This window comes from Streptomyces sp. NRRL S-337 (assembly GCF_000720175.1).
In the GTDB taxonomy this organism is placed as follows: domain Bacteria; phylum Actinomycetota; class Actinomycetes; order Streptomycetales; family Streptomycetaceae; genus Streptomyces; species Streptomyces siderophoricus.
Genome location: NZ_JOIX01000056.1, coordinates 67655 through 75858 on the forward strand (window position 1 = coordinate 67655; position 8204 = coordinate 75858).

Sequence of the window (8204 nt, forward strand, 5' to 3'; positions counted from 1 at the left end):
GTGCGGTGGCCACGGGGACGTCCGGCAAGTGGCTCACCGGCATTGCGATGTCGGTGGCCGGTGCCAGAGTGGTGGTGAGTGAGCTCGCTCGCACCACAACGCGCAAATGTTCGAAGGCGTCCGTCCACTGTTCTCTCCGTCCGGCTCCATCAGGACAGCAGGGGGTGTACAGGCTCGTGGCAAGTCCGGAAACAGGCGTCCTGGCGGCGCGTGCCCGTGCCCTCGCCGTGCTGCGGATCCGCGGCGCCGCGCTGGCCGTGGCGCTGCTGCCCGCGGCGGTGGCGGTGGTGCTGGCCGTCGGCCGGGCGACCGGCCGTCTCGGCGCGGGCTGGGACCCGGCCGGCTGGGTGGCCGGCGCCTTCGCGCTGGTCGGCCTGCTCCTGGCCGCGTTGGTCGGGGCCGTGGTCGCGCGTGCCCGGCCGGCGCTCAGCCCCTCCGTGCCGATCACCGAGGAATCCGCCCCGGACCTCTACCGCCTCGTGCGTGACCTGGCCGACCGGCTGGAGGTCCCCGCGCCCTCCGCCATAGCCCTCACCCCGGACTGCGACAGCTGGCTGGAGGACCGTACGCACCGCGCGCACGGCCCGCCCCGCGGCGCCGGCGGGCCCGAGCCCGGTGCCGGGCGCCGGTCCGCCGAGGCACCGGTCCTGGTCATCGGCTCGCCGTTCCTGTGGTGGATGCGGGTCGCCGAGCTGCGTGCCCTGCTGGCCCCCGTAGTGGCCGGCACGGGCCCCTCCGCGCACCCGGACATAGCCGCCGCCCGCCGCTTCATCCGCGGCCTGGACGCCGCCGTCGCGGTCGCCGCCCGGGCCCGGGGCCCGCTGCGCGGCCCCGCACTCCGCTTCGTCGGCAAGGTGGCCCGGCTGCTGCTCCGCGCCTGCCGCGAACACGCCACGATCATGGAGCGGGCCGTCGCGGCCGCCGCCTCCGAGCGCGCCCAGAGTGTCGACTACGGCCTGCGGATCGTCGCCCAGGAGCAGGTCGGGCTGGCCTACGCGGGCTGGGACCGGCTGCTGACCCGGGTCGCGCTGCCCGCCTGGCGGATGGGCCGCTGGCCGTCCCGCCTGGACGCCGGCGTGGTCTCCGCGCTCACCGAGCTCTCCCGCCGCGACCGCCTCGCCGACGGCTTCGCCTCCCGGCTGGGCGAGCGCCCGGCCTGCGACCTCCTGGAGGAGCCCGGCGCCATCGACCGCGCCGCCTCCCTGCTGGCCGCCCGCCTGTTCCACGGCGGCCCGGCCGAGACCGGGCCCGACTGGTCCCCGGTCGGCTGGAACCAGTACCCGGAAGAGGTCGTGGACCGGAAGTGGCGCCTGGAGGCCGCCCGCCTCCACCGCGTCCTCGACGACCTCCCGGCCCCGGCGCTCGGCCCCGCACCGGCCACGCCCCCGATGGAGCCGTCCCCGGCCCCGACCTTCTCGTACGCGGGCGGCCCGGCCGGTCCGCCCGCGGGGCGCGGCGGCCCGGCGGACCACCGGCCCGGCGACGGGCGCCCCGGCGGCCCGCCGTCCGCGCCCACCGCGCCCCCGGGCCCGACGCTCGACCGGGTCATCGAACGGCTCGCCCATGACGCGCACGCCGGCGACCTGGTCGCCGCCCGGCTGGGCGCGGAGGTCGAGCGCGAGGAGCGCGAGGAGGCGGCCCGCCAGGCCGCCCGCGGCAGCCTGGCCGAGGACGCCACGGCGGGCGTGGCCTGGGGCGACGGCCTGGCCGAGGGCGGCCTGCCGCTGTTCCCGCTGCAACCGCCCCGTACGGGCCGGGAGCTGCTCGCCGACCACGTCACGGCCATGGTCTGCTGCGCCGCCGTGGACACCGCCGGCGCGGTCCCCGGTCTGGACTGGCTCGACGGCCCGGCGCTGCTGGTCGACGGGGCCCGCCGGGCCGACCTGGGCAGCCCGGTGCTCAGCCTGGTCGACGACGGCGACGCGGGTCCGCTCCGCGGCTGGCTGACGACGGTGGGCGTGCGCCCGGAGAAGCCCGTCCGCCTGGTGTGACGCATGCGGGGCCGTGCAGGGCCTCGCCGCACCGGCTGAATGTTCCTCTCCAGTTCGTGATTCGGAGCCAAGGGCATCTAAATTCACGACGAAGGGTGACGAAGCAAGTGCGTAATGTGATGTGCTGGGGGGCGGCCGGGTTCACCCAGCCGGACGCAACACCGGCCCGATCGGCCGCGGCCGGTGGGGGACGCGGGAGGGGAGTGGAAGGTGGCGACGGAACAGATCAGGCGCTGGGAGTCGGGCGCCCTCGCCCACGCGGTCACGGACCCGTTCGGACAGGGCCCGCTGCCCTGGCTGCGCGGCAGCGAGAACTACTTCGACTCCGGCCGCATCATCCCCTGGTACGTCGACCCCGCCGTCGCCCAGGGCGATCTGCGGGCGCCCGCACCCCGCAAGCTCAACGGCCCGCGCACCGCCGACGACGTCCACGGCCAGATCAAGGGCTTCGCCAACACCGGCGCGGTGGCGCCCGGCGAGGCCATCGACTTCCGGGTGTCGGTCGACCCGCCCCAGCCGTTCAGCATCGACGTCTACCGCATCGGCCACTACGCCGGCACCGGCGCCTCCAAGATCACCACCAGCCCCCGGCTGTCCGGCATCGTCCAGCCGCCCCCGATGGCCGCCGGCCGCACCGTCTCCTGCCACCACTGGTGGCTGTCCTGGCGCCTCCAGGTCCCCGCGTACTGGCGGCTCGGCGCCTACGTCGCGGTCCTGACCACCGCCGACGGCTGCCGCTCCCACATCCCCTTCACGGTCCGCGACGACCGCCCCGCCGACCTCCTGCTGCTCCTGCCCGACATCACCTGGCAGGCGTACAACCTCTTCCCCGAGGACGGCCGCACGGGCGCCAGCCTCTACCACGCCTGGGACGAGAAGGGCGCGCTGCTGGGCGAACAGGACGCCGCCACCACCGTCTCCTTCGACCGCCCCTACGCCGGCGCCGGCCTCCCCCTCCATGTGGGCCACGCCTACGACTTCATCCGCTGGGCCGAGCGCTACGGCTACGACCTCGCCTACGCCGACGCCCGCGACCTGCACGCCGGCCGGGTCGACCCGTCCCGCTACCGCGGCCTGGTCTTCCCCGGCCACGACGAGTACTGGTCGGTGCCGATGCGCCGCACGGTCGAGCTGGCCCGGGACACCGGCACCTCCCTGGTCTTCCTCTCCGCCAACACCATGTACTGGCAGGTCGACCTCGCCCCGTCCCCCTCGGGCAGCCCCGACACCCTGCTCACCTGCCGAAAACGCCAGGGCCCCGGCCGCCCCGCCCTGTGGCGCGAGCTCGGCGACCCCGAGCAGCGCCTGATGGGGATCCAGTACGCCGGCCGGGTCCCCGAGCCGGCCCCGCTGATCGTCCGCAACGGCGACCACTGGCTCTGGGAGGCCACCGGCGCGCACGAGGGCGATGAGCTCCCCGGCATGGTCGCCGGCGAGGCCGACCGCTACTTCCCGCGCACCAGCCTCCCCGACCACACCCGCCGCATCCTGCTCGCCCACTCCCCGTACCGCGACGGTGAAGGCACCCGACGCCACCAGGAGACCTCCCTCTACCGCGCCCCCAGCGGCGCCCTGGTCTTCGCCTCCGGCACCTTCGCCTGGTCCCCCGCCCTGGACCGCCCCGGCCACGTCGACGAGCGCGTCCAGCGCGCCACCGCCAACCTCCTCGACCGCATCTGCAAACGGGACTAGGAGCCGCGCCCCGGCCCCCGTACGCGACCGGGGCGGGCCCGAAGGCCCGCCCCGTGCGAGGTCCGTGTTCGTCTCAGGCGTCCTCTGCCCTGGTGGTGGGCAGCAGCTCCCGGATGTCGTGCGGCAGTGAGTGGCTCAGCCGCTCCATCAGTTCCGGGGCCAGCGCGGCGTCCAGCACCTCGAAGACCGCCGCCGCCTCCTGGAGGGCCGCCTGCTCGGAGACCCCGCCGCGCCAGGCGACCCGCGCGGCGAAGACCGTGAGGTCGAAGCGCTCGCCGTCGCCCGGAGCGGCCGCCCCGCCGGGCCGTTCCGCCGAAGGTCCGGCGGAACTCCCGGCCTGCTGCGGCTCCCGGGTCAGATGGCCCGCCAGTTCGTGTGGCAACTGCGCCGCGATGTGCCGGGCCAGCCCGGCCGGTACCCGCTCGGCCACCGTCTCCAGCGTCGAGCGGACCGCCCGTTCCGCCGCGCCCCGGTCCGGCAGTGAGGCGCGCTCCTGCACCAGAACGAGGAACTCGTGATGCTGCATGGTTCTGCCTCCCTTCCCAGCCGTCGCCTACCCGGGGCGCGCGCCGCCCATCACGGGCGGGGCGATTCAGCCCTCCTTGCCGATTTCCTTGCTGACCTCCGCCGGGGAGGGGTATTCCTTCGCCGGCAGCTTCTTCAGCGCGTCCATGATGTCCTTGCCGGCGCCGTGGCGACCGGCCTCGTTGACGATCTCGTCCTTCGAAGCGGGGTAGTCGACGCCGCCGAGGCACTTCTGCATTTCGATGGGGTTCACCTTCATGCGGGGAGGAATAACCACTCCCGCGCGGCCCGTACCGCCCCCGCCCCGCAATCCACCTCAAGAGCTCAACCGGCCGCCCGTCCGCCCCGCCCGACTGGACACCCCTTTCTTCCGGGTTTGTCGTCACCGGACGCCGGGAACCCATCGACAGATCCCGACCTACGGCCGACTTTCTGGAGGCATGTCATGGCGGAGTCCGGACCCGTGAGCGACACGCTCTGGAACGAGTTCCACGCCCTGGTCAACATGACCTCGCGCGAGCTGCAGGACTGGCTGAGCACCGACGCGGCGGGCGAGGAGACCGAGGAGGTCCCCGACCGGGCCGGCAAGCCCACCGGCCGCCGGGTCCTGGGAATCCTGGGCAAGCGCCGCACCGACCTCACGGAGGACGACGCGCGGATCATGGAGCGGGTCTGCGACATCATCCGCTCCCAGCGGGACGCCTCCCGCGACCCCCAGGCCGGCGGCGACTCCTGGCGCCACGGCCTGATGAGCATCGGCCACGACCCCCTCAAGCCGGCCTAGACGGGCACTCCCACCCCTGCGACATCGCCGTACCTCGGCGTACGGGAGAATCGGTACGACTCCTGGATCAACCTACGCGGAGGAAGCGTGTCCGGTTTTGTAGAAAAGCCTGAGCCCGTGGAGGTCCCGGGGCTCACCCACCTCCACACCGGCAAGGTGCGCGACCTCTACCAGAACGCCGCCGGTGAGCTGATCATGGTCGCCAGCGACCGCATGTCCGCCTACGACTGGGTGCTGCCCAGCAAGATCCCCGACAAGGGCCGGGTGCTCACCCAGCTGTCCCTGTGGTGGTTCGACCAGCTCTCCGACCTGGCCGCCGACCACGTGCTGTCCACCGAGCTCCCGCCCGGCGCCCCGGCCGACTGGGCGGGCCGCACCCTGGTCTGCAAGTCGCTGCGGATGGTCCCCGTCGAGTGCGTGGCCCGCGGCTACCTCGCCGGCTCCGGCCTCGTCGAATACCGCAAGACCCGTACGGTCTGCGGTCTGGCGCTCCCCGAGGGCCTCGACGACGGCTCCGAGCTCCCCGCGCCGATCTTCACCCCCGCGACCAAGGCCGCGGTCGGCGACCACGACGAGAACGTCTCCTACGAGGAGGTCGCTCGCCAGGTCGGCGCCGAGACCGCCGCCCATCTCCGCCAGCTGACCCTGGGCCTCTACGCCCGGGCCCGCGACATCGCCCGCGAACGCGGACTGATCCTGGCGGACACCAAGTTCGAGTTCGGCTTCGACGGCGACACCCTCACCCTTGCCGACGAGGTCCTCACCCCGGACTCCTCCCGCTACTGGCCCGCCGACCAGTGGCAGCCCGGCCGCCCCCAGCCGTCCTTCGACAAGCAGTACGTCCGCGACTGGCTGACCTCGCCCGCCTCGGGCTGGGACCGCGCCGGCGAACAGCCGCCGCCCGCCCTCCCGCAGGAAGTCATCGAGCGCACCCGCGCCAAGTACATCGAGGCGTACGAGCGCCTCACCGGCCTGAGCTGGTCGTAACGGCCGCCGGAGGCCCAGCCGGACACAAAAGGGGAAAGCCCCCGGTCACCGATCGGGGGCTTTCCCTCTGTGGAGCGGACGACGAGGCTCGAACTCGCGACCTCAACCTTGGCAAGGTTGCGCTCTACCAACTGAGCTACGTCCGCATGCTCCGTGCCGAGCTCCTGTCCCCAGTCGCTCACCGCGCGGTGCGGGGTCCACTATAGCCAACCCCGAGGGCTTCCAGGGACCGCCACCGAAGGCCGGATGCCCCCGCGCCCGGCTCCCGCCCTCGCCGCCGGCGGCAGACGCGCGCCGCGCCCCGGCGCCGACCGGCCACCCGGGCTCGGCCCCCTCGGCCGCCAACTCCCCAGCCGGCAAAACCGCTTCCGGCAAGAACGGCCCGAAGAAAGACTCCACACCCTCTCCGTCGGCCGTGCCCGGAACCTGGAAAACGATCTGTGACGGGATCTTCCCTCTCGATCACTCGCCCCGTGACATCCATCACGCCAATTCCCGCGGATCACGTTTCCGGGCGGCGGCGGGAAATGCAGAAGGCCCCGGTCACAAGGACCGGGGCCTTCATTCTGAGCGGACGACGAGGCTCGAACTCGCGACCTCAACCTTGGCAAGGTTGCGCTCTACCAACTGAGCTACGTCCGCAGGCATCCACTCGGCTTTCACCGGTGGCGCGACAGCTACTCTACCTGATCCAAAGGACTGGTAGAGACTGTCAGAGCGGGTGACAGGGATTGCACACTGCGCCTCCCCCTTGGAAAGGGGGCGCTCTACTACTGAGCTACACCCGCGTGACTCCTCGGGGCCCGGCCTTTCGGCCTCGCCCCTCGGCGTGCTCCAGACTCTAGCTGATCAGTAGGGGTGCTGTGCAAGTCGGCTGCGCCCGGGCCGGCGGACCCCGGCAAGTCGGTTAGTGGTTCGCCGCGTTGAAGGCCTCGTAGACCTTCTTGGGGATCCGGCCGCGCGGCGGGACGTCCATCTGGTGCGAGCGGGCCCAGGCACGGACGGCGGCCGGGTCGGGGGTTACGGCGGTCCGGGTGTAGGCCTTGCCGGACCTGGCCCGCTTGCGGCCGGCCTCGACGAAGGGAGCGAGGGCGCCGCGCAGTTTCTTCGCATTGGCGGGATTGAGGTCGATCTCGTACGACTTCCCGTCCAATCCGAAGGTGACCGTCTCTGCGGCTTCTCCTCCGTCGATGTCATCGGAGAGCGTTACTACTACGCGCTGCGCCACGGATATCGGTCCTTTCGTGGAGCGACCCCGTGTTGACGTGGGGTGATGCTCCGGATCCGGCTGATTGGGATCAATGCTTTTTCATTTGTACAGCGATGGGCATTGCATTGTGAAGCCCAGTTAATTTCGTCAGCGTGTCTTCCCGCAATCCGGCCTCCGGATCTTTTCGAGGATTTTCCCTTGGGGGCACTCCGCCCGATACCGCACCGTGATCGGGCAGGCAGGATATCTATGCGCGTAGATTTTCGAACACGGTACTGTGAGGACACCGCCTTACGCACCACACCACCGGGAGTGCCAGTGGCACGCGTCGTAGTCGACGTCATGCTCAAGCCGGAGATCCTCGACCCGCAGGGGCAGGCGGTGCAGCGCGCACTGCCTCGTCTGGGTTTCGAAGGGATCGCCGATGTCCGTCAGGGCAAGCGATTCGAACTAGAGGTGGAGGGACCGGTCGATGACGCCGCCCTCGCCCGGGTCCACGAGATGGCCGGGACGTTCCTCGCCAACACCGTCATCGAAGACTTCACCGTGCGGGTCGAGTCATGACCTCGCGTATCGGTGTGATCACTTTCCCTGGCACGCTCGATGACCGCGACACCCAGCGCGCGGTCGCTCTGGCGGGCGCCGAGGCGGTGCCGTTGTGGCACCGTGACAAGGACCTCAAGCAGGTCGACTGCTGCCGGGCGCGATGCTGCGCAACAACCACCTGCACTTCATCTGCCGTGACCAGAAGCTGCGGGTGGAGAACGACGCCACGGCCTGGACCGCGGACTACGAGGCGGGGCAGGAGATCTCCATCCCGCTGAAGAACATCGATGGCCGGTACACCGCCGACGAGCGCACGCTCGACGAGTTGGAGGCGGAGGGCCGGGTGGTCTTCCGTTATCTGGACGGCAACCCCAACGGTTCGCTGCGGGACATTGCCGGCATCACCAATGCGGCGGGCAATGTGGTCGGCCTGATGCCGCACCCCGAGCACGCGGTGGAGCCGCTGATC

General features: G+C 72.0%; 8 protein-coding genes, 3 tRNA genes and 1 pseudogene. 6 read left to right on the forward strand and 6 right to left on the reverse strand.

All coding sequences use genetic code 11. The annotated features are described in order from the left end of the window. Window positions 1-176 precede the first annotated feature (176 nt). A complete protein-coding gene (locus IG62_RS0129630) occupies window positions 177-1991 on the forward strand; it encodes a hypothetical protein (RefSeq protein WP_037839609.1) in 1815 nt (604 codons plus the stop codon). A gap of 210 nt (window positions 1992-2201) precedes the next feature. Continuing rightward, the gene (locus tag IG62_RS0129635) at window positions 2202-3683 is read left to right on the forward strand and encodes a N,N-dimethylformamidase beta subunit family domain-containing protein (protein ID WP_030809988.1); all 1482 of its coding nucleotides are present in this window, start codon (window positions 2202-2204) and stop codon (window positions 3681-3683) included. A 73-nt stretch (window positions 3684-3756) separates the two neighbouring features. On the opposite strand, the gene IG62_RS0129640 is transcribed toward IG62_RS0129635, so the two are convergent. Then, a complete protein-coding gene (locus IG62_RS0129640) occupies window positions 3757-4209 on the reverse strand; it encodes a DUF2267 domain-containing protein (protein ID WP_030809990.1) in 453 nt (150 codons plus the stop codon). A 66-nt stretch (window positions 4210-4275) separates the two neighbouring features. Beyond that, entirely contained in the window at window positions 4276-4467 is a 192-nt protein-coding gene (locus IG62_RS0129645; protein WP_030809992.1) for a DUF2795 domain-containing protein, read from the reverse strand. A gap of 186 nt (window positions 4468-4653) precedes the next feature. Here IG62_RS0129645 and IG62_RS0129650 point away from each other — a divergent pair, with 186 nt between their 5' ends. Further along, on the forward strand, window positions 4654-4992 hold the full coding sequence (locus IG62_RS0129650; protein ID WP_030809995.1) for a DUF3140 domain-containing protein: 339 nt from the start codon (window positions 4654-4656) through the stop codon (window positions 4990-4992). Window positions 4993-5079: 87 nt separating this feature from the next. After that, window positions 5080-5979: a phosphoribosylaminoimidazolesuccinocarboxamide synthase gene (locus IG62_RS0129655; protein WP_030809998.1), complete on the forward strand. Its 900-nt coding sequence runs from the start codon at window positions 5080-5082 to the stop codon at window positions 5977-5979. A gap of 70 nt (window positions 5980-6049) precedes the next feature. On the opposite strand, the gene IG62_RS0129660 is transcribed toward IG62_RS0129655, so the two are convergent. From IG62_RS0129660 to IG62_RS0129675, 4 genes are all read right to left on the reverse strand, one after another. Then, window positions 6050-6125: transfer RNA gene (locus IG62_RS0129660), tRNA-Gly, on the reverse strand. Window positions 6126-6548: 423 nt separating this feature from the next. Continuing rightward, window positions 6549-6621: transfer RNA gene (locus IG62_RS0129665), tRNA-Gly, on the reverse strand. Window positions 6622-6695: 74 nt separating this feature from the next. Continuing rightward, a tRNA-Gly gene (locus tag IG62_RS0129670) sits at window positions 6696-6767 on the reverse strand. A gap of 119 nt (window positions 6768-6886) precedes the next feature. Continuing rightward, on the reverse strand, window positions 6887-7207 hold the full coding sequence (locus IG62_RS0129675; protein ID WP_030810001.1) for a histone-like nucleoid-structuring protein Lsr2: 321 nt from the start codon (window positions 7205-7207) through the stop codon (window positions 6887-6889). A 300-nt stretch (window positions 7208-7507) separates the two neighbouring features. Here IG62_RS0129675 and purS point away from each other — a divergent pair, with 300 nt between their 5' ends. Continuing rightward, window positions 7508-7753 carry a phosphoribosylformylglycinamidine synthase subunit PurS gene (purS, locus tag IG62_RS0129680; protein WP_030414485.1) on the forward strand — a complete coding sequence of 82 codons (246 nt, stop codon included), beginning with the start codon at window positions 7508-7510 and terminating at the stop codon, window positions 7751-7753. Next, a pseudogene (locus IG62_RS42465) lies at window positions 7750-8204 on the forward strand (phosphoribosylformylglycinamidine synthase subunit PurQ); the annotation flags it as partial. The gene purS and the pseudogene IG62_RS42465, both read left to right, overlap by 4 nt.